Raw genomic sequence first — 23,601 nt, forward strand, 5'->3', positions numbered from 1 at the left:
AGGGACTTTGCAGCAACGTGAAGTCGCCTTTGATCAAAGCCTCTTTGGCTCTCGACCAGCCTTGACTTGCCGTTCGTAGGCAGTCGCATCCGTGATGTGATCAAAGCGTGCTGAACACACGAGTGTGACGGGACGACGCTTGGCTGGATAGCCTCCGAACAATCCCTGGTTATGCGGACTGATCCGAGTCCCTAGATCATCAGGCCGGCTCGTGCCGACATAGGAGCTGCCGTCCGCGCATCGCAGAATATAGAACCGGCAGCCGTCCATTTTTCTTGAATGACACAGCACAGCCTCATCCTGAGGAGGATTGCGCAGCAATCCGTCTCGAAGGATGTTGCCGTGCCCTCTGGATCATCCTTCGAGACGCAGACTTCGTCTGCTCCTCAGGATGAGGTGGAATTGGTCTTAATGCTTCAACGCCCCCGCCATGGAGAACGCGCCGCTGCGGATCTTGTCCGCAAGGGACGAGGCGTACTCAGCCACGGCGTCCTCGCCGTAGGTGGCGACGAGTTCCGTGAAGGCCGCGAAGAGCGCGGCCTGGGCCATGCAATCGGCATCGAGCCCGTCGAGCTCGGCCTCGGCGAAGGCCTCGGTCACATAGCTCAAGGCCGCCTGCTTGATGGCGCTGAGTTCGGGTAGCTCGGTGAGAGGGACGTCGTTGTCGTTCATGAATCCATGCCCCTTTGTGGGGCGGCGCGCGGGTTCGGTTGAATCGACCTTAGATATCGCGCCGCACCACCGCCAGCATCGCCTTGCAAAGAGGTTAACGCGAGAGGGTTATTTCCGAAAAATGTGGATAAAACCCTTTGCCTGCAACGAATATGCCGGGGCCCTCTCCAGACGGAGAGGCCGGCGCGGCGTTGGATCAGCCGCCGTAGCGGCCGGTGATGTTGCGGGCGAGCTGCTCGCCTTCCCGGATGAAGCGCACCGAGGCTTCCTGGGCCGACGGCGTGCAGACGCGGTAGGTGAGGGCATAGGCCTGGTAGCCTTTGTTGTAGGCTCCGGCCAGACGTTCGCGGCGTCCCGGCGTCGTGCCTTCCGTCTCCAGCAGGACCTGCATGCGCCGGCTCCATTCGTTGGCGTCGGGTGCCGTGCAGAGGGGGCGGAGCATCGCGAGCGCGCCGATGATCTCGGCCAGTCGCAGTAGCTCCTTCTCGTAAGGAGCGGGCGGCGGCTCGGCCTGGGGGGCGGGCTCGGCCTGCTGCTGGTTCGGCTGGGCCTGGGGCGCCGCTTGCTGGGGCCGCCGCTGGGGCTGCTGGGGTTGCGGCCGCTGCTGCGGCTGGGGCCGTGGGCGATATTGAGGCTGCGGCGGATAGCCCTGAGGCGGGGCATTCGGGGCCGGCGGCGGGCCGAAGAGGCGCTCGAAAAAGCCCTGGGCGAATGCAGGTTGAAGGCCGGCGGGCAGGAGCGTGAGAGCGGTGAGCAGCGCGACGGCGCGCCTCATGCGCCCGCGTCCTCGCGAGCGATCCTGAAGGCCTGCTCCAGAACCCCGGCGAGGCCCGCCGTCATGGGCAGATCCGCGATATCCCGTTCCGTAACCCAACGGATGTCCTTTGCTTCCGGTCCTGTCTGGGGTTCGCCGGAAACCCAGCGGGCTGCATGGGCGGCGATGACGACATGATGCTTTATATGGCCTTGCTCGTCCCTTTCAATGAATTCCACAGGCGCGATCAGGCCGATGAGCTCGGCTTCGACCCCGACCTCTTCCCGCAGTTCCCGCAGGGCCGCTTCGCCGAGGCTCTCTCCGGTTTCCACCATCCCGCCGGGCAGCGAGTAGAGTCCTTCGCTCGGCGGCTTGCCGCGGGCCGCGAGCAGGATGCGCCCGTCGCGGATCACCGCGACCGAGGCGGCCAGGATGGGGCGGGACGGGTAGAAGCGGTCGCTGGTCATGACGATGAAGGCTCCTCGCCCACGCTGTAGCGGGCGCGCGGCCGGATGAGCCGGGCCTGGCCGCGCTGCTCGATGGCATGGGCGAGCCAGCCGGCGGTGCGCCCGACCGCGAACAGCGTAAAGGCCGCTCCGCGCGGGAGTCCATAGGCGCGCTCCAGCATCACCAGCGCCGCGTCGACGCTGGGCTTCCGGCCCGTGGCGCTCTCGAGGCTCTGGAGAGCCGTTGCATCGGAGGCCAGCAGGGGCACGTGCTCCAGGATCGCCGGGGTGCGGGGATCGCCCTCGGGATAGAGCCGGTGCTGGAAGCTCGGCGCGGCCACCCGCTCGGGAGCCTCCAGGAAGGCTCGCACCCGCTCGGTCATGCCGCCGTGATAGGGGCCGCTCAGGGCCACGAGGCCCGCGATGATCGCGTGGCGCAGCGATGCGCCGGTCGAGGCCGTGACCCTGACCGCGAAGGCCGAGGAGGAGAGCTCGTGATCGGCGCAGAGCACGAGCGCGCGGCGGATGGCCTCGGACGCCTGCGGCGCCCTCCAGGCCTGGGCCAAATGGCGGTGCAGGGGCTCCGCCTGCGGGTCGGCGCCGCTGGCCGCCGCGGCCACCAGCCGCAGGATCGCCGCCACCTCCGCGGCTCGCATGTCCTTGGGGACGGGCTCAGACAGGAGGCGCACGGCATTCGCCACGAAGGTGTGCAGGTCCCCTGCGGGAGCGGGACGGTCCTGCGGCAGCCGGGATGGCCGGCGGAAGGCTTCGCCGTCGAGGCCGCCGATCAGCAGGAGCGCCGTGTCCTCCAGGGTTGCCGTCGCGGCCCAGGCGACGGCGTCGTGCCCGCGATAGAACAGCCGTCCGTCCTTGATCTGGGTGATGCTCGTCTCCAGCACCGGCAGCCCCCAATCGAGGGCGGTCGCCGCGGCCACGGCGGGGCGGCGGAACCGGGTCTTGCGGGCGACCAGCGCCTCCACGTCGTCAAGCGCATAGAGCCGCTGGCGGGGATCGTGGGGAGACGAGAACGATCGGATCAGTCCACGGCTCACATAGGCATAGAGGCTTGCCCGGCTGACGCCGAGGCGGGCGGAGGCTTCGTTGGCGGAGGTCAGTTCGAGGCTCATATGTTGATATGTTGATTCAAGATTGACGCTCATGCAAGTCCGGCGCGAAGCTCGGCCCACACTGCATCGTCCGGACAGGATCGCCCGACCATAAGGCCCCATGCGAACCCTGGAGCCGGGAGAGCCCTGCTTCCACAAGGAGACATTCTATGAGCATCGGACTCGATGACGTCATCGCCGCCGAAACCGTCCTGAGCCATGTGGACGGCGAGGCGGGCCGCCTGATCATCCGCGGCCACGACCTGGAGGAACTGGCCGGCCGTGTGCCCTTCGAGGATGTTGCCGCGATGCTGTGGGACGGTCTCGTGCCCGGCGCTGCCGCCGATCCGCATGCCCGCTTCGGCGAGGCGCGGGAGAGAGCCTTCCGGTATCTCTCGCCTCTCGCCCGGAACCTGTCCGGCCTCACGCCTGTCGAGGGCATGCGGCTTCTGCTTTCGGCCCTGCCGGATGCCGACGAGAATCCGGCTTATCTCGCGGTCGGCGCAGCGGCGGTCGCGGCCGCCATGGCGATCCGGGGCGCGAAGGGCCTCCCGCCGGTGGCGCCCGATGCCGCGGCCGGCCATGCGGCGGATCTGCTGCGCATGATCAAGGGCGCGCCGGTCGACGAAAGCCGGGCGAGGGGGCTCGACACCTATCTCGTGACGGTGATCGATCACGGTCTCAACGCATCGACCTTCGCGGCCCGGGTCGTCGCCTCCACCGATGCGGGGCTGCTCTCCTCGGTGGTCGCCGGGCTCTGCGCCCTGAAGGGGCCGCTCCATGGCGGCGCTCCCGGCCCGGTGCTCGACATGTTCGATGCGATCGGCACGATCGACCATGCCGAGGGTTGGCTCGACGCCGCGATAGTGCGGGGCGAGCGCCTCATGGGCTTCGGCCACCGTATCTACCGGGTGCGCGATCCACGGGCCGACGTGCTGAAGGCCGCCGCCGCGACGCTGAAGGGCGAGAGCAACCGCATCGCCTTCGCTGAGGCCGTCGAGCAGACCGCCCTGACGGTGCTCCAGCGCCGCAAGCCGGGCCGCCGCCTGGACACCAACGTGGAGTTCTACACGGCGATCCTTCTGGATTCGCTTGGTGTGCCGCGCGAGGGCTTCACGCCGCTCTTCGCGGCCGGCCGCACGGCGGGCTGGGTCGCGCACGCCATCGAGCAGGAGAAGGCCGGCCGCATCATCCGCCCGCTGTCGCATTACGTGGGGCCATGGCCGGCGCAGGCGGCCTGAGGCAGGCCCGTCTTACTGGTCGGGCTGGTCGGCCGGGAAGGCGAGGCACGGATCGAGAACCACGTGGTCGTCGTCCGGCCGGTTGTAGCCCCCGGTCACCGTCACCACGTCGCCGACCCTCATGCCGTTGGCCTTGTAGGTGACGCAGAGCACCTTCGGGTCCGGCGCCGTGCCGCACAGGCCGAGATAGGTGAGCGCCGTGTCGATATGCACGAGGGCGAGCGGACCCGTCACGCTGAAATCCACGCGCGTGCTGCCCGTGTCGCGACCCTCGGTCAGGCGGCGGACCTCGTCGCAGCGGGCCCGGACGGCCGGCGGCATGTCCGCATCGGAGAAGGGGTTCGGCTCGGCCTCCTCCTGCGCAGAGGCGTCCGGCGTTGCGAGGAGCACGAGGGCGACCATAACGGATGCGGTGAAGGTCGAGCGCATCGGAACGGACCTCCAGGGGCGGCTCAGACGTGCTGGCCGCCGTTGATGTGAAGCTCCGCGCCGTTCACGTAGGAGCTTGCGTCGGTGCACAGGAAATAGATCGCCTTCGCGACCTCGTCCGGGGTGCCGAGGCGGCGCATGGGAATCTGCTCGACGATCTTCTCCGTGCCGGGGGACAGGATCGAGGTGTCGATCTCGCCCGGCGAGATGGCGTTCACCCGAACGCCCAGGGGGCCGAAATCAGCCGCCATTTCGCGGGTCAGCGCAGCGAGGGCGGCCTTCGAGGTGGCATAGGCCGCGCCCGCGAAGGGGTGGACGCGCGAACCCGCGATGGAGGTGACGTTCACCACCGATCCCTTCGCGCGGGTCAGTTCGTCCTGCAGGCCGCGCGCGAGCATGATCGAGGCGAAGAAGTTCACCTGGAACACCCGCAGCCAGTCCTCGTAGGATGTCTGGATGGCATCAAGCCGGGAGCCGCTGGGGCTCTTGGGCGAGATGCCCGCATTGTTGACGAGCGCGTGCAGGCAGCCGCCCTCGGCCGCGAGCCGCTCCTTCACCTCGGCGATGGCGCGCAGGGTGTCCTGCGCATTCGCGAGATCGACCTGCAGGTGGTCCTCCGGTCCCATCTCCCACGGGCAGTTTTCCGGAAAGCCGTGGCGCGAGCAGGTGATCACCCGCCACCCGGCGGCGGAGAAGCGCTTCACGGTGGCATGCCCGATCCCGCGGCTGGCGCCGGTGAGCAGCATGATGCGGCGGGAGGTGTTGGACGAAGGCGACATGTCAAAATCTCTGTGAGAGGCGGCGCATTCTTAACCGATCCGCGGGCGCAAGTCTCACAATAAAGCTCTCCCGAACAAACGCGCTCACGGATAAAGCCGCGCCTTCCGCCACCCGTCCCCCTCGCGGGTGAAGACCACGCGGTCGTGGAGGCGGAAAGGCTTGTCCTGCCAGAACTCGATGGAGACGGGTTCGATCCGGAAGCCTGTCCAGTAGGGCGGGCGCGGGACCTCGCCGAGGGCGTATTTCGCGGCGGTCACGGCCACGGCCTTCTCCAGGGCGAAGCGGCTCTCGAGGGGGCGCGACTGCTGGCTCGCCCAGGCGCCGATGCGGCTGTCGCGGGGGCGGCTCTGGAAGTAGGCGTCGGCTTCCGCATCGCTCACCGGGCTCACGGGTCCGCGCGCCCGCACCTGGCGGCGCAGGCTCTTCCAGTGCAGCACCAGGGCCGCCTTCTTCTGTCCCAGAAGCTCGCGGCCCTTGTTGGATTCCGTGTTGGTGTAGAACACGAAGCCGTTCTCGTCGAAGCCTTTGAGGAGCACCATGCGCACGTTGGGAAGTCCCGTCTCGTCGACGGTGGCGAGCGCCATGGCGTTGGGATCGTTCGGCTCGGAGGCCTCCGCCTCCTTCAGCCAGGACTGGAACAGGGCGAAGGGCTCTTCCGACTCAGTGAAGTCACCGGTTGTTAACGGGTTCAATGGTTTATCTCAGGGTGTGACTTTTGGATATGGGGGCCCGACGCGTGCCGTGGACCAATACGCGCCGTTATAGATCAGATGGCTTCCTTCGCGAAGCGGGGAAAATCCTGGCGGCTGGCCTTGTCGCCCTGTCCACGTCGGCCTGCAGCTATTCCCTCGGGATGGCGGGCATGGACGTGGAGGAGCCCAAAGCCACCGGATCCATCTCGTCCGCGAATGCCCACACCGCCCCGTCCCCGCTCTCGCCCGATCTGAACGAGGAGGACTGGCGCCGGGCCAAGGCGGCTCTGGGCGTCGCCCTCGATCCCCAGGGCCCCGGCACCCAGGTCTCCTGGGACAATCCCGAGACCTCCATGAAAGGCAGCTTCACGCCCACCGGAGCGCCTTTCGTGAAGAACGACGAGATCTGCCGCACCTTCAACGCCCGCCTGAGCGGCCCGACCCAGGCCTCCCTGCACGGCACCGCCTGCCGCCTCTCGGGCGAGGAATGGACGGTCAAGCAGGTCAAGCCCGCTGCCGGCGAGACGCAGCCGGGCAAGATTCCCGCCAGGTCCGAGAAAAAACTCGCCAAAGCCTAAGCGCGGCGGAACGGCTCGTTGCAAAGCGGCAACACTTTTACCATATGAGCCGTGAGTTCCGTGGGGCGGCCCCGCCCCCATTCGACGGTTCATGGATTGTCCAACATGCGAAACCCCTACGACGTGCTAGGCGTGTCCCGCTCCGCGAGCGAAGCGGAGATCAAGAAGGCGTTCCGCAAGCTCGCCAAGACCTATCATCCGGACAGCAACAAGAACGACCCCAAGGCCAAGGACAAGTTCGCCGAGGCCAATGCCGCCTATGAGATCTTGGGCGATGCGGACAAGCGTGCCCAGTTCGACCGGGGCGAGATCGATGCGGAGGGCAAGCCGCGCTTCCAGGGATTCGAGGGCTTCGGCGGCCGGGGCGCCGGCGGGCAGGGCTTCGAGGGCTTTGGGTTCGGCGGCGGCGGACCCTTCGGCGGCCGGCGCAGCGCGCGGGGCTTTTCGGGCGCGGAGACGAGCGATTTCTTCTCGGAGCTTTTCGGCGAGGCGTTCCGCTCGGCCGGAGCCGAGAGCGCCCGGCAGCAGGGCCGCGCCCGTTCGCAGAAGGGCGATGACGTGTCCGCCACCCTGACGGTGACCCTCGAGGAGGTGGCCGCGGAGGCGAAGAAGCGCATCCGGCTGCCCACGGGCCGCGATGTGGACGTGGTCATCCCCAAGGGCGTGAGCGACGGACAGGTGATCCGCCTGCGCGGGCTGGGGCAGGGAGCCCCGGGCGTGAACCCGGGCGACGCGCTGCTCACCATCGCGATCGCCCCGCACGAGCGCTTCGCCATGGAGGGCCAGAACCTTCGCTACCGCCTGCCGATCCAGATCGAGGAGGCGATCCTCGGCGGTCCCGTGCGCATCCCCACCCTGACCGGCGCCGTGAGCATGACCATCCCGCCCATGACCGATTCCGGCCGCACCTTCCGCCTGCGCGGCAAGGGCCTGCCCATGAAGGGCGGAGAGCACGGGGATCTCCTCGTCACCGTGGAGATCAAGCTGCCGCAGGTCATCGACGAGGAGCTGATGGATTACGCCCGCAAGCGCCGCTCCGCCAAGGCGGAATAACCTCGAAGCACGATATAACGCCCAGATTCGACTCCCGAAGGTCAAGAGGGCTTCCCCACGCTTGCCTAGTCGGTTAAAGAGACCGCTCTTTTGCTGTCCAGCGACGATCTAGGTGAATCTCATGGCGGAGACAAAGGCCACCGGCATCCTGGCCGGAAAGCGTGGCTTGGTGATGGGCGTGGCGAACAACCGTTCGATCGCCTGGGGCATTGCGCAGGCCGCCCGCCAGCAGGGCGCGGAGCTTGCCTTCACCTACCAGGGCGACGCCCTGAAGAAGCGCGTCGAGCCCCTGGCGAAGGAGCTCGACGCCCATGTGGTCGGCCATTGCGACGTCACGGACGGCGCCACCGTCGACGCCGTGTTCGAGGAGGTGCGGCGCCTCTGGGGCTCCCTCGATTTCGTCATCCACTGCATCGCCTTCTCCGACAAGGACGAACTCACAGGCCGCTACGTGGACACGAGCGAAGGCAACTTCTCCAAGTCGCTCCTCATCTCCTGCTATTCCTTCACGGCCATCGCCCAGCGGGCCGAGAAGCTGATGAACAACGGCGGCTCGCTCGTGACGCTCACCTATTACGGCGCCGAGAAGTGGATGCCGCACTACAACGTCATGGGCGTGGCCAAGGCCGCCCTCGAGGCGTCCGTGCGCTATCTCGCGGCCGATCTCGGCCCCAAGAACATCCGCGTCAACGCGATCTCGGCGGGCCCGATCAAGACTCTCGCGGCCTCCGGCATCGGCGACTTCCGCTACATTCTCAAATGGAACGAGTACAACTCGCCTCTGCGCCGCACGGTCACCATCGAGGAGGTGGGCGAGACGGCGGCCTATCTCGTGTCCGACATGGCGCGCGGCATGACCGGCGAGATCCTGCACGTGGATGCCGGCTATCACGTGGTCGGCATGAAGAACCCTGAAGCGCCCGACCTGTCCCTCGACAAAGAGTAATCTGAAGACCCATGCATTCGCCTCGCCCGACGATCTATTTCATCCGCCACGGCGAGACGGATTGGAATCTGGAAGGCCGCCTCCAGGGCCAAAAGGACATCCCGCTCAACGATCTCGGCCGCGTCCAGGCCGAGGAGGCGGGCCGCCGCCTCCGGTCGATCTGCCCGCATCATGAGGATCTCGCCTATGTGGCGAGCCCGATGCGGCGCACCCGCGAGACCATGGAGATCCTGCGGCAGGCCGCCGGCCTTCCGCCCCAGGGCTACCGGCTCGACGAGCGCCTGGTCGAGATCACCTTCGGGGCCTGGGAAGGGATGACCTGGAAGGAGGTCCGCAGGGCGGAGCCGCAACTGGCGGCCATGCGCGAGCGGGACAAGTGGAACTACGTTCCCCCGGGCGGAGGCGAGAGCTACGCCATGCTGGTCGACCGCATCCGCCCCGTCCTCGACGATCTCACCCGCGACACGGTGATCGTCGCCCATGGCGGCGTGGCCCGAGCCTTCCTGGCGATCCGTTGCGGCGTCTCCAGCCGTCAGGCCGCCAGCATGGACATCTGGCAGGGCCGGGTGCTCGTGATCGAAGGGCGCAATCATCGCTGGGTGTGAGAGGTCCGGCGTGACACAGGAGCGCTTTGGCACTAAGACGCCTTGAACATCTTCGAAGCGCGCCATGTCCCACAACACCTTCGGCCACCTCTTCCGCGTCACCACCTTCGGCGAGAGCCACGGGCCGGCCCTCGGCTGCGTCATCGACGGCTGCCCGCCCATGATCCCGCTGGAGGCCTCCGAGATCCAGGCGGATCTCGACCGCCGCCGCCCGGGCCAGTCGCGCTTCACGACGCAGCGTCAGGAGCCCGACCAGGTCAAGATCCTGTCCGGTGTGTTCATGGACGAGCGCACGGGAAAGCAGGTCACCACCGGCACGCCCATCGCGCTGATGATCGAGAACGTGGACCAGCGCTCCAAGGATTACTCGGAGATCAAGAACACCTATCGCCCGGGGCATGCGGATTTCACCTACGAGGTGAAATACGGCATCCGCGACTACCGCGGCGGCGGACGCTCCTCGGCCCGCGAGACGGCCGCGCGGGTGGCGGCGGGCGCGGTGGCGCGCAAGGTTCTGTCCGGCGTCACGATCCGCGGCGCCCTCGTGCAGATGGGCCCGCACGCCATCGATCGCGGCAACTGGGATTGGGAGGAGGTCTCGCGCAATCCCTTCTTCTGCCCGGACGCTAAGGCGGCCGAATTCTACGCGGAGTATCTGGACGGCCTGCGCAAGGCCGGTTCCTCCATCGGCGCGGTGATCGAGATCGTGGCCGAGGGCGTGCCGGCGGGGCTCGGGGCTCCGATCTACGGCAAGCTCGATTCCGATCTCGCCGCCGCGATGATGTCGATCAATGCCGTGAAGGGCGTCGAAATCGGCGAGGGTTTCGCGGCTGCGGCTCTGCGCGGCGAGGAGAACGCTGACGAGATGCGCCCCGGCAACGGGGGCGCGCCGACCTTCCTGTCGAACCATGCGGGCGGCGTTCTCGGGGGCATCTCCACCGGCCAGCCGGTCGTCTGCCGCTTCGCCGTGAAGCCCACCTCGTCGATCCTCACCCCCCGCGCCAGCGTGACCCGCACCGGGGCCGAGGCCGAGGTGATGACCAAGGGCCGGCACGACCCCTGCGTGGGGATCCGCGCGGTGCCGGTGGGCGAGGCCATGATGGCCTGCGTTCTCGCCGATCATCTGCTCCGCCATCGCGGCCAAGTGGGCGAAGGGCCGTCCTGGCCGTTCGAGGGCTGATCAGCAAATTTTAGTTTTACTAAAATCGCGGCTTCCGCTAAGCCGGCGGCATGAAGCTGGCTGAATGGTTGTCCCGTAACGGCATGTCGCGCGTCGAGTTCGCGCGGCGGATCGGCGTCACTCCCGGCGCCATCACCCAAATGTGCAATTCGGATCATGCCTGGCTTTCGCGGGACACCGCGGAACTGATCGCCCGCGAGACCCGCGGAGCGGTCACACCCAATGATTTTCTGCCCCTATCCGCCCAGGAGGCCCTGATGTCCAATTCCGTCACCGAAGCCATCGAGGCTTTCGCTCGCGGTGAGATCGTGATCGTCACGGATGACGACGACCGCGAGAACGAGGGCGATCTCATCGTCGCCGCCTCCCTGTGCACGCCCGAGAAGATGGCCTTCATCATCCGCAACACCTGCGGGATCGTCTGCGCGCCGCTCACGGGCGCGGAGGCGCGCCGCCTGCGCCTCGATCCGATGGTGGCCTCCAACGACGCGCCGCTCGGCACCGCCTTCACCGTCTCGGTCGACGTGAAGCACGGGCTGACCACGGGCATCTCGGCCGAGCAGCGCTCCAACACCGTTCGGGCGCTCGCCAACAACAACATGGGGGCGGCCGATTTCGTGCGCCCCGGCCACATCTTCCCACTGATCGCCAAGGACGGCGGCGTGCTCATGCGCTCCGGCCATACGGAAGCCGCCGTCGATCTCTGCAAGCTGGCGAACCTGCCGCCGGTGGGAGTGATCTGCGAACTCGCCAACGACGACGGCACGGTGATGAAGGGGGCGCAGATCGACGCCTTCGCCGAGAAGCACAGCCTCAAGCGGATCTCGGTGGCCGATCTGATTGCCTACCGTCAGTCGCGCGAAAAGCTCGTCGAGCGCATCGCCACCTTTCCGGTGGAGACGCCTTGGGGCTCGTTCACGGGCTATGCCTATTCGACGCCTTTCGACAGCGTGCAGCACATGGCGGTGGTGCATGGCCGCATCGGCGACGGCACCAACATCCCGGTGCGCCTGCACCGGGCCAATGCGCTCACCGACGTGTTCGAGGGCGGCAGGACCGTGGCCACCGTCATGCAGCGCTTCGTCAAGGAGGGCCGGGGCGTTCTCGTCTACCTGCGCGACGGCACCGCAGGCGTGCCGACCACATCCTACTCGGAGCACGAGGAGAGCGCCTCGGAAGCGGTACGTTCCAGCCTATGGCGCGAGATCGGCCTTGGCGCACAGATCCTGAGGGATCTCGGCGTCGTCTCCATCCGCAATCTCGCCACCTCAAGCCGGTCCTATGTCGGCCTCTCCGGCTTCGGCATCGATCTGCTCGGCCAGGAGCCGATCGAGGGCTGATGCGTCTTGCGTCATGCCCGGAACGAGCCCGGGCACGACGAGGAGGGTGATCAGGGCCTAGAGCATCGGCCCCAAAAGTGGATTCCACTTTTGGGATCTAATCCGATGCTCAACTCCTTAAGCAGCGCATTGTTGGGCCGGAAAGCCGGGTCCACTTTTCACTGACGCGGCCCTCTGGGTCCGCACGATGCGCTAAGTATTCATCTCGCGCCCCATCAGGGCGTCGAGGTGGAAGGCGGCTGATTTCGACAATCCTTCGAGATCGTAGCCGCCTTCGAGAAGCGACACGATGCGCCGCCCGCAATGCCGGTCGGCGAGATCCATGAGCTTCTGCGTGGCCCAGGCGAAATCCGTCTCGGTGAGGTTGAGGCTCGCAAGCGGATCGCGCCAATGGGCGTCGAAGCCTGCGGAAATGATGATGAGGTCGGGCGCGAAGGCGTCGATGCGCGGCAGAATGGCCGTCTCCACCGCCTCGCGGAAGGCTTCCGTGCCGTCGCCGGCATTGAGGGGCGCGTTGACGATCGTGTTGTGCTCGCCCGTCTCCGAGAGGGCGCCCGTTCCGGGATAAAGCGGAGCCTCGTGGGTGGAGCAATAGAGAACGCTGGCATCGTTCCAGAAAATGTCCTGCGTGCCGTTGCCGTGGTGGACGTCCCAGTCGAAGATCGCGACCCGCTCGGCGCCGTGCATCCTCTGCGCGTGGCGCGCCGCGATGGCGGCATTGTTGAAGAAGCAGAACCCCATGGCCTTGACGCGCTCCGCATGATGACCGGGCGGGCGCATGGCCACGAAGGCACTCGTCGCATGGCCGACCATGACCTCGTCGACCGCCTTCACCGCGCCGCCGGCGCCGCGCAGGGCGGCCTCGTAGGTGCCCGGCGACATGACCGTGTCGTCGTCGATCCGCACGAGACCTTCCCGGGGCGCGATGTCCCGCAGCTTCACCACGTAGCCTTCGGGATGGGCGAGGGTGAGGCTTTCCATCTCCGCCATGGGCGCCTGATCCCGGATCAGGGCAGTGAAGCGCTCCTTCTCCAGGGCGCGCTCGATGGCGCGGATGCGGTCCGGCCGCTCGGGATGGCCGAGGGGCGTCTGATGGTCGAGGCAGGACGGATGGCTGATGTAGAGCGTGGACATGCAAGCACTTGATTGAGGGTGGAAAAACAGTGTCGCAGCGGCGCAAGGGATTGTCCATGTTGTTGCGATGCAACACCTCTCATGCGCTAACCGTGGCATTGTTGCGATGATTCGCTGAACGGCTCCGGGTTCCGCTGCCCTGTCGTAACGGCGTTGCGTCAACCCAAGCTGTCCTCGCGACAGCCCAGCAGAGCTTTGTTCCGATGCGCCTCTCGAGCCTCGTTTTCCTTGTGGTAACCATGGCGGTCGCCTTGGCCGGGTGTACCTACAAGGGCGTTCCCGATCCCCAGGTCTCCGCCCGTGACGCGGAGTGGATGGCGCAGATTCCGGCCGCTCAGGAGGAGCCGCGCTACGCCCGCTACCTAGTCGACGATCCGACCGGCGAGGCGCCCGGCACGATCGTGGTGGATACGAAGCAGCGCTTTCTCTATCTCGTGCAGGACGGCAGGAAGGCGATCCGCTACGGCGTCGCCGTCGGCGACGAGGCCTATGGCTGGACCGGCACCTCGCATGTGGCCCGCAAGGCGGAATGGCCGAACTGGAATCCGCCGGCCGAGATGAAGGCGCGCTGGCCCCATGTTCATGCGATGAACGGCGGCCCGGCCAACCCGCTCGGCGCCCGCGCCCTCTATCTCTACGAGGGCAACCGCGACACGCTCTACCGCATCCACGGCACCAACGAGCCGGAGAAGATTGGTCAGGCGGTTTCGTCCGGCTGCATCCGGATGCGCAACATCGACGTGATTGATCTCTACAACCGCGTGGCGCTGAACACGAAAGTCATCGTCCGCTAAAGCATCGTGCAGAAAGGCGGACCCGGTTTTGCGTTCGATGCTCCCTTCTTGGAGCGGTGCATGGTTCGGGTTCGCAATATGCAAACAGAAAAAGCGCCCCTCGGGGCGCTTTTTCGTTGCAGGGGCGATGGACCTAGCGGTCCAGCATCGCCTCCTTGCGGAGAATGGCGGGAGGTTCGAACGTCGTGGCCTTGGGTCCCACATACTTCACTGAGCGCACGGCGGCCGCCAGGGCGGGGAGGGCGACGGGCTTGAAGGCGGGAATGGTTTGAGCGGTCGCTTTCGGGGTCGATTGCTGGTCACGGCTCGGGGCAGGCACGGTCATAAAGGTTTCCTCCTGGTCATGGCGGGCGTTGATGCCTGCCGTCATGATCGGGAGCGACACGGCCTCTTTGCGGCAAACGCTCGATCATGGCTTGGTTGTCCAACGCCTAATCCGAACAGGCTTAATCGGGGATGAACATGTTCCAGTCTCGCCGAAGAGCCGGCCTTCACAGGGGGGCCCGGCTCATGCGCCGGGCGAAGTCTTCGCCGTCCGCCAAGCCCATCTCGTAGGCCTTCCGGATCCCAGCGGGATTGGTGATGTCGAATTGCCCGATGGGGACGGGCCTCGACGGCTGGACATAGGTACGCCCTTTCACCTGCGGGAAGGCCCTGTAGAGGCGCGAGAGGATGACGAGCGTCCTGCCGCCCTGTTCCTCGACCGGGAGAAGCGGTTCGGTGGGCACGTTGTCCACGAGGCCGTCGTCGAGTGCCGCCATGCCGCCGATGCGACCCACCGGCATGAAGGGCGGCACGCTGGCGCTCGCCATCAGGGCGGCCGAGAGTTCGGCCGGGGAGGCGAGATCCCGCACGCGGACGAATTCGGGAACGAAGCCCAGGGCCCGTCCGCCGCGCGGATGGACGGGGGAGCGCAGCTTCTTCTCGATCTGATAGGCGGCGATCCCGAGCGGGATCGCCACGGCCAGCGGCAGGCGCCGAGGCTGGCGCGCAAGGCCGATCAGGATCTCCGGGCCCTCCTTCAGGCGCTCCAGCGCGGCCTCGTCGATGATTGCCTCGATCAGGCTGCGGTACATGAGGGAAACGGGCCAGGGCGAGCCCTCGCGGCGCCAGGCGCGCCACTCGAAATTGCGCCGTCCCTGGCTGCAGCCTTCCGCCACCATTGCGTTGACCCTGCGGCCCAGCCCCAGGAGGCTGTAGCAGGCCGACCACGCTCCCGCGCTCACGCCGACCACCAGGGATGGGTCGAGGCCCAGGAGAGGAGCCGCCGCCTCCCAGAAGCCGCCCTGCCAGTAGCAGCGGTTGCCGCCGCCGGCGAATGCCACCGCGTCGAACATGGCTCCTATCGCTCGATGGTGGCGAGCGCTGCCTCTTCCTCGTGGCGGGCGCGTTCGCGCCAGGCGAGCACGATCCGCTCGAGATCGGCGAGGTCCTGCTCGGGGAGAGAGCCCAGGGTACGCTGCACATAGGCGCGTTGCGCGGCGATTCCCTTCTCGGCCAGGTCACGGCCCTTCTTGGTGAGATACAGCGCGTTCGAGCGCCTGTCGCCCGGAATGGAGCGGCGCTCGACGAGGTCCGCCTCCACCATCCGGTCCAGAAGGCCTGAGACATTCCCCTTGGTGACATAAAGCCGTTCCGCCAGTTCCTGCTGGCTCAGTCCCTCCCGTTCCGTCAGGGTGGACAGGAGGTCGAACTGGGGAATCGACAGGCCGATCGCCCGCAGCTCCCCGGCGACCGTATTGAGCGCGCGGCGGTGCAGGCGAATGACGCGGAACCAGATACGAAGCGGATCCGATCCGAGGTCCGCAGGGGCGGAGGAGGGGGAAGGCACGGACATGAGGCTCCTGGTGAGGAGGATAGTTTAGGGTGAAACAGTTCATGCCGTCATCCCCAGCGGAGAGTTCTCGACCGCAAACGCGGATGCCGGTCTCAGAAAAGCGTGAATAAACGACCTGCTCTTGATGTTATATAGTTATATATTTCATTGGTTTTTATGCTAAGGCGGTCGCTATCCTCCCTGAAGGTTTAGGACCATGACTGCTTCACTCTCATCCAACGTTCCGCTGACACCACATCAGGCATCCCCCGTGTCCTTCTCCGGACGCGGAGGCGAGTTCCTCAAGATGCTGGTGACTGGGAGCCTCTACCAGATACCCACCTTCGGCTTCTACCGCTTCTGGCTGATCACGAAGCTGCGCCGTCACCTCTGGGCGAATACCCGGGTCGAGGGCGAATCCTTCGAGTACACGGGCACGGCGAAGGAGCTGCTGATCGGCTTCCTGATCGCCCTCGCCATTCTGGCGCCGCTCTACATCGCGATCTTCGCGGTCTCGTTCTTGCTCGAAGAGCAGGCTGCGTTCGCCAGCATTCCTCTCTTCCTCGTCCTGTACGTGCTGGCGCATTTCGGCAGCTATCGCGCCCGCAAGTATCGCGCGACCCGGACCGTCTTCCGGGGCGTGCGCTTCTGGATGAAGGGGTCGGGCTGGGCCTATGCCTTCCGGGCCGTTCTGTGGGACTTCGCCAATCTGTCCACCCTCGGATTGTCCCTGCCGTGGGCGATGGCCTCCCTCGAACGATACCGCATGCGCCACACCTATTTCGGCAATGTCCAGGGCGACTTTTCCGGCACCGGCTGGACGCTGTTCAAGCACGGCTGGTGGTTGTGGGCGCTCAGCTGGATTGCACTCGGCGGCAGCATCGCGCTTAGTTTCCATCTGGCCGAGACCTTTCCCGAGCACGAGAAGACTTATGCCGGTATTGGTCCGTTCATCGCATTTCTCCTTCTTGCGCTGCTTTGGCCGCTCGTGATGGCGATCTTCACCCGCTGGCATATCGATGGCCTGCGCTTCGGGGACGCGGTGGTGTCGAGCCGGCTCCGGACCGGCACGTTCTACGGCCTGTTCTTCAAGGTGATCTTCTCGTCCATCGGCTATGCGGTCGCCTTCAGCGTCGTGTTCGCGATCGGAGCCGTCGTGGTCGGCCTGTTCTTCCAGGAGGCTCTGGCGGAGGTGCAGGCCGGCGAATGGACCGGCGGGGCGATGGTCGTGGCCACCTTGGGGGCGATCGCCTACCTCGTGTTCCTCCTCGGCTTCGGAATCATTCAGCGCTATTTCTTCGGCCGTGGTCTGTGGGCCGCCATCGCCAACACCACATCGGTCTCGAACCTGCGTTCGTTGGACGAGGCTCTCGCTGCCGGGCGGAAAACGGGCGGCATGGGCGAGGGTCTCGCCGACGCGCTCGACTTCAACGTTGGCATTTGAGGTGAAGCATGCCGGATGCGGTGTTCTATGACGGAGCGAGCGCCCGACGACGGGCCGTTACCCTCAAGGTCACCGCATCGAGTCTCGACCTGCACGAGGGAGGCGAGTGGATCGCCTCTTGGCCTGCAGGCGAGGTCCGCCGGAAGGATGCCCCTGACGGCGTCCTGCGCCTCGCGCGGGAGGGCGGGCCGGATCTTGCGCGTCTCGACGTGACGGACCCGGCCGATCAGGTGGCGGTTCGGCTGCATTGCCATCGGCTCGAGGGTCGCGAGGACCGGGAGCGGACGGGGCCTATCGTCTTCTGGTCCGCCGCGACCGCGATCTCGATCATCCTGTGCGTGTTCTATCTCATTCCTCTCCTGGCGGAGACGCTCACGCCGCTCATTCCCATCTCGGTTGAACAGCGCATCGGAAAAGCCGTCGACAATCAGCTGCGTGCTCTCGTGCGCGACGACCTCTGCGAAGCGCCCGAGGGGACGGCGGCCCTGCGGAAGCTGACCGAGCGCCTCGCCGGGGCGAAGGGCGTCGAGGCTCCTCTCGACGTTGCGGTGCTCGATTCCGACATTCCCAATGCGGTCGCCCTTCCTGGGGGCCGGATCTACATCTTCAACGGACTCCTAGAGGAGGCGGAGACGACCGACGAGATGGCCGGCGTGCTGGCTCACGAGATCGGGCATGTGGTCGGTCGGGACGGCCTGCGCACCATGATCCAGTCGGGCGGCACGTCCTACCTCTTCGGCCTCCTGTTCGGTGACGTCACGGGCGGCGGCGCCATCGTATTCGCGAGCAGCTATCTCATCGACAGCGCCTATTCCCGCGAGGTCGAGGCGGCGGCGGACAACTTCGCGGGCCGCACCATGGTGTCCCTGGGAAGGCCTGCCCATCCCATGGCGCTGTTGCTCAAACGCATCGAAGCGGATGAAGATGAGGACGACGGGAACGAAACAGGCATTCCGGCTTTTCTGTTGAGCCATCCGGTCACCGAACAACGCTTGAAAGCTTTGGAAAAACAGGTGCCTTCCCAGCCCGGCGAGCCTCTTCTGAACCAGGAGGAGTGGCGCGCACTCAAAGAGATCTGTAAGACCCCTTAATGCGTCGCCTCATCATCGAAGAGCCCTTTTCCCGTCCGGCCCAATGGTCGCCTACGGCGGCTTGGTTCGCGCTCGTCGTGACGCTCCTCTCCGCTCTGCTGATCCGCTTCGACCGCATCGATTACCAATCCGGCTTCATCGCCCTGGGGCTCGGGCTCGCCGTCGCCCTCATCGCCGCAGGACTGGCCCTCGTCGCCTTCGTTCGCATCTGGCAGGAGGGGCGCCGGGGTCTCGGCAGCGCCATCAAGGGCCTGGCGCTGGCCGCCCTTGTTCTCGGCTATCCGGCCTTTCTGGGCCTCAAGGCTCTGACGCTGCCGGCGATCAACGATGTCAGCACCGATACGGACGACCCGCCCGTCTTTTCGCGCTCGCGGGTCACTCTCGAGGCCCGCGGCGGCCGCATCCCTCCCGAGGTTCCGGCCGAGGACCGCGAGCTGCAGCGCGACGCCTATGTCCAGATCGCGCCGCTCTCGCTCGACATCCCGCCCGAGGACGCCTTTCCCCTGGTGCGCAAGGCCGCGGAAAATCTCGGCTGGCGGATCATCGAAGCGGTGCCCCCCGGAGGGCGGACGGGCGCCGGACGGCTCGAGGCTGTCGATCGCACGCTCATCCTGAAAATTCCCAGTGACATCACCATCCGTGTCCGGCCACGGGTCGACGGGACGCGGATCGACATTCGCTCCGCGTCCCGCATCGGCGAGCACGATCTCGGCACGAACGCCGCGCGGATCCGCGCCTTTCTCGAAGAGGCGTCGAATCTGGCTCTCGCGGTAAAGTAGAGCCTTTTACAGCTCTCGCCCGCCTTAAGCCGGATGGTACTCTCCGTCGAGGCTCGGGACACCGTCCGTCGCGACAAGGTCCCGGGCGACCAGATCTTCCAGATGGGCGAAGACCGACAGGCCCGCGGCATTCACGAGCGCCGGGTTGAGGCCCTGGTAGATGGCCGACACGATTTCGGGAATCGTGCGGTCACCCGATTTGAGGCGATTGAGGATCGAAGCCTCACGCAATCGCCGGTGATGGATGAGCGCGCGCACGAAACGCTGAGGATCCTGAACAGGGCCGCCATGGCCAGGCCAATAGACCGTCTCCTCACGGGTCTTGAGCTTGTCGAGGGACGCCATGAACGCGCTCATGGACCCGTCCGGCGGTGCCACGACGGTGGTGGACCAGGCCATCACGTGATCGCCGGAGAACAAAGCTCGCTCCTCGGGCAGAGCGAAGGCCAGGTGATTGGCCATGTGCCCGGGCGTCGCGACGGCTTCCAGGGTCCAGCCGGGGCCCTGCACGGCGTCGCCTTCGGTCAATTCCCGATCGGGGGCGTAGCTCTTGTCGGAGCTCGCCTCCAGGGAATTGACCTCGCCGGTGAACAGGGGCCGGGCGCTCCGGTGCGGGCTGCAGCCGACGACGAGCGCCCCCGTTGCGGCCTGAATGGCCCGGGCGGCCGGGGAATGGTCGCGGTGGGTGTGGGTCACCAGAATATGGGTGACCGTCTCGGTGCGGACCGTATCGAGCAGGGCCGCGATATGCTCAGGGCTGTCCGGGCCGGGATCGATGATGGCGACCTTGCCCGAGCCCACGATGTAGCTGCAGGTGCCGGTGAAGGTGACGGGACCGGGATTGTCGGCAACGATCCGCCGCACGAGAGGGCTCACCTGCAGGCATTCGCCCGCCTGGGCCGGAGGGCGCGTATCGAAGGTGAGCTCGTCTGCCATGGGGGATCCTTGGACATCTCTGCCGGTCGCGGCCGTGCCGCGAGTGAGGCCGGCTTGCCCCTCCTATAGGGCTTTCCGCACGGCCTGCGAATGGCGGATCGATGAGCGGAGAGGTTTCATGCCGACCAGCGCTCCAACGCCATCGTCATTGTCCACCCCCGTCGCAGGGCTGCGGCCGTCGCTGAAGGGGTGCGGCGCTCCTGACCGTGTCTCGCGAAAGTCCAGATGCCGCCGCCTTATGTTCCCATGACGCCGCAGACGCTCACCGTGCGGGTCATCGGCGCTTCCTGCGCCTGGCGTCCCGGCAGCACGACCGTCGCCCTGTGTCTTGCGCAGGGCGGCTTCCTTCGCTCAAGGCCGCGTGTTGCATCGACCGCATCGTGCGGACCCGGAGGGCCGCATCGAACGATGCGCTCTCCCAAGAGTGGAGCATCGGATCGGATCCCAAAGTGCAAGTCCGCTTCGGGTCCGATGCTCTAGCCTGCCGAATGCACGAGCCGGAGATTGGGCTTCGCCTTGATGCTGCCATGGCGGAACGTGATGTCCACCCACTCCTCATCGCCGCCATTCTCGATGACGCGATAGCCCATCTGTCTGGCAATCGCCTCCACCTGTCCGAGGTTGGCCCGGGAAATCCAGCGCGAGAACTCAGGAGTCTCCTGGTCCATGAGAACGGCCACCATGCCGATCTCGACACCCTGGTCAAAATCTTCGCTGCGGCCTGGAAATCGCAAACGCAAACCCTCGTCGAGATGGATATGTCGCATGGTGGGGCCCCTACTTCGCCGTGAGCGGCATTCTTTTGTGGGACTGTAGCAATATTCCGCCGGGACCGGAAGGCGTCACGGGCGCGCAGTGTTGCAACGAAACTTGGCGACCGCGCAAGAACGCCGGAACCCGCCTAGGGAGCGCTCATTAGAGCATCGTGCGGAAAAGTGGATTCGGTTTTCCGCTAAGACGATGCTCTCAACTTAAGAGGAAGCATCGGATTGATCCCAAAAGTGCAAATCCACTTTTGGGTCCGATGCTTTAGCCTTGCAGGACGGAAGAGAAGATGTGGAGGTGGCCTCATGGCCGAGCGCAGAATCACGGCTTTCTTCAAAACTTACGACGAGGCCGCCAAGGCCGTGCAGCGGCTGGAAGCGGCTCGCATGCCGAATTTCGAGATCAGCCTGGTCTCCAACAACCCCGCCAGCATCTCGTCGCAACATGCTGAGCCCTCCCTCGCGGAGGAGGGCGCATCCCACGAGTTTGCCGGGGCCGCGGCCGCGGCGGGCACGATCGCCGGCGGCGGGGCAGGGCTCCTGGCAGGGCTCGGCACCGTCGCGGTGCCAGGGCTTGGCTCGCTGGTCGCGGCCGGATGGCTGGTCTCGACGCTCGTCGGCGCCGGGGCGGGAGCGGCGCTGGGAGGCCTCATGGGGGCCCTGGCCGATTCCGGCCTGAGCGAAGAGGAGGCCAGGGCTTATGTGGACGGTGTCCGCGAGGGCGGAACCCTCGTGACCGTTCGCGTCGACGAGACCGAGATCGACCGGGTGGTGGACATCCTGGATGACGAGGGCCGCGTCGAGCCTGGTCGGCCGGGGCGGGACTGGCGGTCCGAAGGGGCCGCTCCGCCGATCGGTGCAGCAGCCTCCACCACGACGGGGTTGATGACGGACCTCATGCCGAATCTCCTCGACGAGGAGGATGACCACACGCTGCACGCAGAGCTGGAGGACGAGCGCGTTCGGCGCATGACCGGCTCTGGGGGCGAGGGGGCCTGACAGGACGGAGGCCGAGTGGGCCGGCCCTCCGCCGCATGCTCTCGCGTGATGCTCCCTCGGCGGGCTCTTGCTCAGCGGGTCCTGCGCAGCAGGTTGTCCAGGCTCCAGGCACCGCCGCCGGCCGCCACGAGGTAGAGGAACACGAAGCAGTACAGGATGGCTGCGTCGCCGCCGTTCAGCACGGGAAAGAAGCTCCTCGGCGCGTGGGCGATCCAATATGCGCAGGCCATCAGGCCCGAGAGAACGAAGGCCACGGGACGGACGAACAGGCCGAGGACCAGAAGCGCGCCCCCGAAAAGCTCGAGCACGCCCGCGATCCAGGAGAGGCTGAACATGGCCGGCGAGGCGCCGGCCGGAAAGCCGAGGATCTTCTGGGTGCCGTGCGCCATGAAGACCAGCGCGGCGACGATTCGCAGAACGCTGAGAAGGCGTGGCGACCAAACGGATTCGAGCAGGCTTGTAGACATCAAATGGATCTCCGGAAATGAGGTGCGGCGCCGACGTCGGTACGGGCCGGCTGCGGCGTCCGGGTTAAAGGTCGCGCTTCGTCATTTCCAGGTGCGAAAGCACACGCACCGGTAACGAATTGCTTACCACGTTCGAAAGACCATCTGATCCTTCCCGCATGTCCGGCGTTTTCCTCATGCCAACAGCACAGGAGGCTGCCATGACCATCCTCGATCCTCGAACCGGTGAACTGGTCAAGATCGATCTCACGCCGCGCCCGCGCTCCTGAGAGGAGGTCCGCAGCTCTTCCGGTACCCTGCGTTCCTGTTGTCTCCCGATCGTCCTTTCCGCACCGGCCCTCGTGCCGCAAAGCCTTCCTTGAAGCCTTGAGGATAATGTGCGGAACATCACTTCCCAACGTTGCGACGCTTGGTTCCGGCGAACAGGCCGGAACCTGAAAGCCGCGCCCGCATTGGCCTTGTAACGGCAAGGTTCGGCAGGCGTTATAGCCGAGGTTTTATTGGCCCGGTCCCGGCAACCTTGGCTTTGAGCGCAATCTTTGCAGAGTACGAAAGAGTTGGGAGAGTTGAATGGCTCTGACTGGACGTTTTAACCTTCGCAAGACCTTCACGGGCCGCATCATCCTTCAGGTGGAGGAGGAGGTGCAGGGCTTCTGGGGGCGCATGACGGGCCGCCCCAAGCTGCACCGCCGCTGGCGCGACGCCAATGTGCTCGACCTGGCGGCTCCGGAACTGCGCGCTCTGGTCGATCTGCGCTTCCGCCCTCGCTACATGCCGCAGGCCCAGGAGACTGTCCAGGACTGGCCGAAGGGCCCCCGTCAGCTGGAGGCGATCCCGGCACAGACCCTTCATTACGAAACCTATGACGAGAACGGCCGCTTCTCGACCCATTAGGGGAGAAGCCACGCCCTCTTCGGCGCGGGAAAGCCAAGCCACCGTGGCTTAGCCCTGGCTCTTGCTCTCTGAAGAAGAATGGTCGGAGTGATAGGATTCGAACCTACGACCCCCTCGTCCCGAACGAGGTGCGCTACCAGACTGCGCTACACTCCGACACCGATTTTTCATCGGGAGGCCGGACTTATAGCGGCGAGGGGCGGGGGCCGCAAGGGGGATTTGCGCCTTTGAGGCATATCTTTTCGGCTGCGGAGCTTCGCAAAATCGGGTTGCCAGGAAGCGCTCGCCCGATTATGTACACGCCCACCATTGGGGCGTCGCCAAGCGGTAAGGCAGCGGTTTTTGGTACCGCCATTCCCAGGTTCGAATCCTGGCGCCCCAGCCATCCATGCCAAGTTCCTGAACGCGAATGCTCTTCTCCCAATTCCGGGCGAGGCGCTCCGCACCGCTGCAAGGCCAAGCGGGGCAGAAGGCCGGTTGGCCGCCTCCTTGGTCAGTCTTCTGGCCTGCCGAAGAGCTACGGAAAACCGTCCGGTGACATCGTTCGATATGTTGGACAGGGGGCAGGTCTTCGATGACGATCGTGCGGACCCAGAGGGCCGCGTCAGCGACCCGAAGGGCCTCGTCCGTGAAAAGCGGACCCGGTTTTCCGCACCCGACG

General features: G+C 66.1%; 28 protein-coding genes and 2 tRNA genes. 14 read left to right on the forward strand and 16 right to left on the reverse strand.

Going from position 1 to position 23,601, the window contains the following annotated elements:
* Window positions 1-33: 33 nt before the first annotated feature.
* The 5 genes from E4K09_RS12010 to E4K09_RS12030 all read right to left on the reverse strand — a co-directional run bounded on the left by E4K09_RS12010 (window position 34) and on the right by E4K09_RS12030 (window position 2,999).
* The gene (locus E4K09_RS12010; protein ID WP_342211350.1) at window positions 34-270 is read right to left on the reverse strand and encodes a GIY-YIG nuclease family protein; all 237 of its coding nucleotides are present in this window, start codon (window positions 268-270) and stop codon (window positions 34-36) included.
* Between the two features lie 138 nt (window positions 271-408).
* Entirely contained in the window at window positions 409-672 is a 264-nt protein-coding gene (locus E4K09_RS12015; RefSeq protein WP_134497263.1) for a hypothetical protein, read from the reverse strand.
* Window positions 673-868: 196 nt separating this feature from the next.
* Window positions 869-1,447, reverse strand: a complete 579-nt coding sequence (locus E4K09_RS12020; RefSeq protein ID WP_134497265.1) for a TIGR02301 family protein — start codon at window positions 1,445-1,447, stop codon at window positions 869-871.
* The gene (locus tag E4K09_RS12025) at window positions 1,444-1,893 is read right to left on the reverse strand and encodes an NUDIX hydrolase (RefSeq protein ID WP_134497267.1); all 450 of its coding nucleotides are present in this window, start codon (window positions 1,891-1,893) and stop codon (window positions 1,444-1,446) included. The genes E4K09_RS12020 and E4K09_RS12025 overlap by 4 nt, the downstream gene beginning before the upstream one ends.
* Window positions 1,890-2,999 (reverse strand): citrate synthase family protein, encoded by a 1,110-nt coding sequence (locus tag E4K09_RS12030; protein ID WP_134497269.1) that lies wholly within the window; start codon window positions 2,997-2,999, stop codon window positions 1,890-1,892. Before E4K09_RS12030 ends, E4K09_RS12025 begins: the two co-directional genes overlap by 4 nt.
* 149 nt (window positions 3,000-3,148) lie before the next feature.
* Between E4K09_RS12030 and E4K09_RS12035 the strand changes: the two genes are divergently transcribed.
* Window positions 3,149-4,219, forward strand: a complete 1,071-nt coding sequence (locus tag E4K09_RS12035) for a citrate synthase/methylcitrate synthase (protein WP_134497271.1) — start codon at window positions 3,149-3,151, stop codon at window positions 4,217-4,219.
* Between the two features lie 12 nt (window positions 4,220-4,231).
* Here the strand turns inward: E4K09_RS12035 and E4K09_RS12040 are convergent, their stop codons facing one another.
* The 3 genes from E4K09_RS12040 to pdxH all read right to left on the reverse strand — a co-directional run bounded on the left by E4K09_RS12040 (window position 4,232) and on the right by pdxH (window position 6,120).
* Entirely contained in the window at window positions 4,232-4,648 is a 417-nt protein-coding gene (locus E4K09_RS12040) for a hypothetical protein (protein ID WP_134497273.1), read from the reverse strand.
* A 23-nt stretch (window positions 4,649-4,671) separates the two neighbouring features.
* The gene (locus E4K09_RS12045) at window positions 4,672-5,427 is read right to left on the reverse strand and encodes an SDR family NAD(P)-dependent oxidoreductase (RefSeq protein WP_244610466.1); all 756 of its coding nucleotides are present in this window, start codon (window positions 5,425-5,427) and stop codon (window positions 4,672-4,674) included.
* A gap of 84 nt (window positions 5,428-5,511) precedes the next feature.
* On the reverse strand, window positions 5,512-6,120 hold the full coding sequence (pdxH, locus tag E4K09_RS12050) for a pyridoxamine 5'-phosphate oxidase (protein WP_134497275.1): 609 nt from the start codon (window positions 6,118-6,120) through the stop codon (window positions 5,512-5,514).
* Window positions 6,121-6,164: 44 nt separating this feature from the next.
* Between pdxH and E4K09_RS12055 the strand changes: the two genes are divergently transcribed.
* From E4K09_RS12055 to ribB, 6 genes are all read left to right on the forward strand, one after another.
* A complete protein-coding gene (locus E4K09_RS12055; RefSeq protein ID WP_244610467.1) occupies window positions 6,165-6,698 on the forward strand; it encodes an RT0821/Lpp0805 family surface protein in 534 nt (177 codons plus the stop codon).
* 105 nt (window positions 6,699-6,803) lie between these two features.
* Entirely contained in the window at window positions 6,804-7,751 is a 948-nt protein-coding gene (locus tag E4K09_RS12060; RefSeq protein ID WP_134497279.1) for a DnaJ C-terminal domain-containing protein, read from the forward strand.
* A gap of 121 nt (window positions 7,752-7,872) precedes the next feature.
* Entirely contained in the window at window positions 7,873-8,697 is an 825-nt protein-coding gene (fabI, locus tag E4K09_RS12065; protein ID WP_134497281.1) for an enoyl-ACP reductase FabI, read from the forward strand.
* A gap of 11 nt (window positions 8,698-8,708) precedes the next feature.
* The gene (locus E4K09_RS12070) at window positions 8,709-9,302 is read left to right on the forward strand and encodes a histidine phosphatase family protein (RefSeq protein WP_134497283.1); all 594 of its coding nucleotides are present in this window, start codon (window positions 8,709-8,711) and stop codon (window positions 9,300-9,302) included.
* Between the two features lie 64 nt (window positions 9,303-9,366).
* On the forward strand, window positions 9,367-10,482 hold the full coding sequence (gene aroC, locus E4K09_RS12075; protein ID WP_134497285.1) for a chorismate synthase: 1,116 nt from the start codon (window positions 9,367-9,369) through the stop codon (window positions 10,480-10,482).
* Between the two features lie 50 nt (window positions 10,483-10,532).
* Complete coding sequence (ribB, locus tag E4K09_RS12080) at window positions 10,533-11,822, forward strand: 3,4-dihydroxy-2-butanone-4-phosphate synthase (RefSeq protein ID WP_134497287.1); 1,290 nt, start codon at window positions 10,533-10,535, stop codon at window positions 11,820-11,822.
* Between the two features lie 192 nt (window positions 11,823-12,014).
* On the opposite strand, the gene E4K09_RS12085 is transcribed toward ribB, so the two are convergent.
* Window positions 12,015-12,956, reverse strand: coding sequence for a histone deacetylase family protein (locus E4K09_RS12085; RefSeq protein ID WP_134497289.1), 942 nt, complete (start codon window positions 12,954-12,956; stop codon window positions 12,015-12,017).
* Between the two features lie 203 nt (window positions 12,957-13,159).
* Between E4K09_RS12085 and E4K09_RS12090 the strand changes: the two genes are divergently transcribed.
* Complete coding sequence (locus tag E4K09_RS12090; RefSeq protein ID WP_134497291.1) at window positions 13,160-13,750, forward strand: L,D-transpeptidase; 591 nt, start codon at window positions 13,160-13,162, stop codon at window positions 13,748-13,750.
* A 133-nt stretch (window positions 13,751-13,883) separates the two neighbouring features.
* Here E4K09_RS12090 and E4K09_RS12095 read toward each other — a convergent pair whose 3' ends face one another.
* The 3 genes from E4K09_RS12095 to E4K09_RS12105 all read right to left on the reverse strand — a co-directional run bounded on the left by E4K09_RS12095 (window position 13,884) and on the right by E4K09_RS12105 (window position 15,587).
* Complete coding sequence (locus E4K09_RS12095; RefSeq protein WP_134497293.1) at window positions 13,884-14,135, reverse strand: hypothetical protein; 252 nt, start codon at window positions 14,133-14,135, stop codon at window positions 13,884-13,886.
* Window positions 14,136-14,241: 106 nt separating this feature from the next.
* Entirely contained in the window at window positions 14,242-15,087 is an 846-nt protein-coding gene (locus E4K09_RS12100) for a patatin-like phospholipase family protein (RefSeq protein WP_134497295.1), read from the reverse strand.
* Between the two features lie 5 nt (window positions 15,088-15,092).
* The gene (locus E4K09_RS12105) at window positions 15,093-15,587 is read right to left on the reverse strand and encodes a MarR family winged helix-turn-helix transcriptional regulator (RefSeq protein ID WP_134497297.1); all 495 of its coding nucleotides are present in this window, start codon (window positions 15,585-15,587) and stop codon (window positions 15,093-15,095) included.
* 196 nt (window positions 15,588-15,783) lie between these two features.
* Here E4K09_RS12105 and E4K09_RS12110 point away from each other — a divergent pair, with 196 nt between their 5' ends.
* From E4K09_RS12110 to E4K09_RS12120, 3 genes are read left to right on the forward strand one after another with little or no spacing between them, the layout of a single operon-like run.
* Entirely contained in the window at window positions 15,784-17,010 is a 1,227-nt protein-coding gene (locus E4K09_RS12110) for a YjgN family protein (RefSeq protein ID WP_134497299.1), read from the forward strand.
* Window positions 17,011-17,018: 8 nt separating this feature from the next.
* Window positions 17,019-18,101 (forward strand): M48 family metallopeptidase, encoded by a 1,083-nt coding sequence (locus tag E4K09_RS12115; protein WP_134497301.1) that lies wholly within the window; start codon window positions 17,019-17,021, stop codon window positions 18,099-18,101.
* Window positions 18,101-18,880 (forward strand): DUF1499 domain-containing protein, encoded by a 780-nt coding sequence (locus E4K09_RS12120; protein ID WP_134497303.1) that lies wholly within the window; start codon window positions 18,101-18,103, stop codon window positions 18,878-18,880. The genes E4K09_RS12115 and E4K09_RS12120 overlap by 1 nt, the downstream gene beginning before the upstream one ends.
* A 24-nt stretch (window positions 18,881-18,904) precedes the next feature.
* Here the strand turns inward: E4K09_RS12120 and E4K09_RS12125 are convergent, their stop codons facing one another.
* Window positions 18,905-19,816, reverse strand: a complete 912-nt coding sequence (locus tag E4K09_RS12125) for an MBL fold metallo-hydrolase (protein ID WP_134497305.1) — start codon at window positions 19,814-19,816, stop codon at window positions 18,905-18,907.
* Window positions 19,817-20,292: 476 nt separating this feature from the next.
* The gene (locus tag E4K09_RS12130) at window positions 20,293-20,583 is read right to left on the reverse strand and encodes a hypothetical protein (protein WP_134497307.1); all 291 of its coding nucleotides are present in this window, start codon (window positions 20,581-20,583) and stop codon (window positions 20,293-20,295) included.
* A 303-nt stretch (window positions 20,584-20,886) separates the two neighbouring features.
* Here E4K09_RS12130 and E4K09_RS12135 point away from each other — a divergent pair, with 303 nt between their 5' ends.
* Window positions 20,887-21,579: a hypothetical protein gene (locus E4K09_RS12135; RefSeq protein WP_134497309.1), complete on the forward strand. Its 693-nt coding sequence runs from the start codon at window positions 20,887-20,889 to the stop codon at window positions 21,577-21,579.
* Between the two features lie 71 nt (window positions 21,580-21,650).
* Here the strand turns inward: E4K09_RS12135 and E4K09_RS12140 are convergent, their stop codons facing one another.
* A complete protein-coding gene (locus tag E4K09_RS12140) occupies window positions 21,651-22,046 on the reverse strand; it encodes a DoxX family protein (RefSeq protein WP_134497311.1) in 396 nt (131 codons plus the stop codon).
* A gap of 570 nt (window positions 22,047-22,616) precedes the next feature.
* Between E4K09_RS12140 and E4K09_RS12145 the strand changes: the two genes are divergently transcribed.
* Complete coding sequence (locus E4K09_RS12145) at window positions 22,617-22,940, forward strand: hypothetical protein (protein ID WP_134497313.1); 324 nt, start codon at window positions 22,617-22,619, stop codon at window positions 22,938-22,940.
* A gap of 79 nt (window positions 22,941-23,019) precedes the next feature.
* On the opposite strand, the gene E4K09_RS12150 is transcribed toward E4K09_RS12145, so the two are convergent.
* Window positions 23,020-23,096, reverse strand: a tRNA-Pro gene (locus tag E4K09_RS12150).
* Window positions 23,097-23,250: 154 nt separating this feature from the next.
* Between E4K09_RS12150 and E4K09_RS12155 the strand changes: the two genes are divergently transcribed.
* Window positions 23,251-23,325, forward strand: a tRNA-Gln gene (locus tag E4K09_RS12155).
* Window positions 23,326-23,601 lie beyond the last annotated feature (276 nt).

The sequence above is a fragment of the Microvirga pakistanensis genome (assembly GCF_004458765.1).
Classification (GTDB): Bacteria; Pseudomonadota; Alphaproteobacteria; order Rhizobiales; family Beijerinckiaceae; genus Microvirga; species Microvirga pakistanensis.

Coding starts and splice junctions, on each gene's coding strand:
- E4K09_RS12105 (WP_134497297.1), bottom strand. CDS start 15,587: ATGTCCGTGCCTTCCCCCTCCTCCGCCCCTGCGGACCTCGGATCGGAT.
- E4K09_RS12070 (WP_134497283.1), top strand. CDS start 8,709: ATGCATTCGCCTCGCCCGACGATCTATTTCATCCGCCACGGCGAGACG.
- E4K09_RS12135 (WP_134497309.1), top strand. CDS start 20,887: ATGGCCGAGCGCAGAATCACGGCTTTCTTCAAAACTTACGACGAGGCC.
- E4K09_RS12090 (WP_134497291.1), top strand. CDS start 13,160: ATGCGCCTCTCGAGCCTCGTTTTCCTTGTGGTAACCATGGCGGTCGCC.
- aroC (WP_134497285.1), top strand. CDS start 9,367: ATGTCCCACAACACCTTCGGCCACCTCTTCCGCGTCACCACCTTCGGC.
- E4K09_RS12145 (WP_134497313.1), top strand. CDS start 22,617: ATGGCTCTGACTGGACGTTTTAACCTTCGCAAGACCTTCACGGGCCGC.
- E4K09_RS12020 (WP_134497265.1), bottom strand. CDS start 1,447: ATGAGGCGCGCCGTCGCGCTGCTCACCGCTCTCACGCTCCTGCCCGCC.
- fabI (WP_134497281.1), top strand. CDS start 7,873: ATGGCGGAGACAAAGGCCACCGGCATCCTGGCCGGAAAGCGTGGCTTG.
- E4K09_RS12060 (WP_134497279.1), top strand. CDS start 6,804: ATGCGAAACCCCTACGACGTGCTAGGCGTGTCCCGCTCCGCGAGCGAA.
- E4K09_RS12115 (WP_134497301.1), top strand. CDS start 17,019: ATGCCGGATGCGGTGTTCTATGACGGAGCGAGCGCCCGACGACGGGCC.
- E4K09_RS12130 (WP_134497307.1), bottom strand. CDS start 20,583: ATGCGACATATCCATCTCGACGAGGGTTTGCGTTTGCGATTTCCAGGC.
- E4K09_RS12040 (WP_134497273.1), bottom strand. CDS start 4,648: ATGCGCTCGACCTTCACCGCATCCGTTATGGTCGCCCTCGTGCTCCTC.
- E4K09_RS12120 (WP_134497303.1), top strand. CDS start 18,101: ATGCGTCGCCTCATCATCGAAGAGCCCTTTTCCCGTCCGGCCCAATGG.
- E4K09_RS12140 (WP_134497311.1), bottom strand. CDS start 22,046: ATGTCTACAAGCCTGCTCGAATCCGTTTGGTCGCCACGCCTTCTCAGC.
- E4K09_RS12025 (WP_134497267.1), bottom strand. CDS start 1,893: ATGACCAGCGACCGCTTCTACCCGTCCCGCCCCATCCTGGCCGCCTCG.
- E4K09_RS12035 (WP_134497271.1), top strand. CDS start 3,149: ATGAGCATCGGACTCGATGACGTCATCGCCGCCGAAACCGTCCTGAGC.
- E4K09_RS12030 (WP_134497269.1), bottom strand. CDS start 2,999: ATGAGCCTCGAACTGACCTCCGCCAACGAAGCCTCCGCCCGCCTCGGC.
- ribB (WP_134497287.1), top strand. CDS start 10,533: ATGAAGCTGGCTGAATGGTTGTCCCGTAACGGCATGTCGCGCGTCGAG.
- E4K09_RS12110 (WP_134497299.1), top strand. CDS start 15,784: ATGACTGCTTCACTCTCATCCAACGTTCCGCTGACACCACATCAGGCA.
- E4K09_RS12015 (WP_134497263.1), bottom strand. CDS start 672: ATGAACGACAACGACGTCCCTCTCACCGAGCTACCCGAACTCAGCGCC.
- E4K09_RS12125 (WP_134497305.1), bottom strand. CDS start 19,816: ATGGCAGACGAGCTCACCTTCGATACGCGCCCTCCGGCCCAGGCGGGC.
- E4K09_RS12085 (WP_134497289.1), bottom strand. CDS start 12,956: ATGTCCACGCTCTACATCAGCCATCCGTCCTGCCTCGACCATCAGACG.
- E4K09_RS12100 (WP_134497295.1), bottom strand. CDS start 15,087: ATGTTCGACGCGGTGGCATTCGCCGGCGGCGGCAACCGCTGCTACTGG.
- E4K09_RS12010 (WP_342211350.1), bottom strand. CDS start 270: ATGGACGGCTGCCGGTTCTATATTCTGCGATGCGCGGACGGCAGCTCC.
- E4K09_RS12045 (WP_244610466.1), bottom strand. CDS start 5,427: ATGTCGCCTTCGTCCAACACCTCCCGCCGCATCATGCTGCTCACCGGC.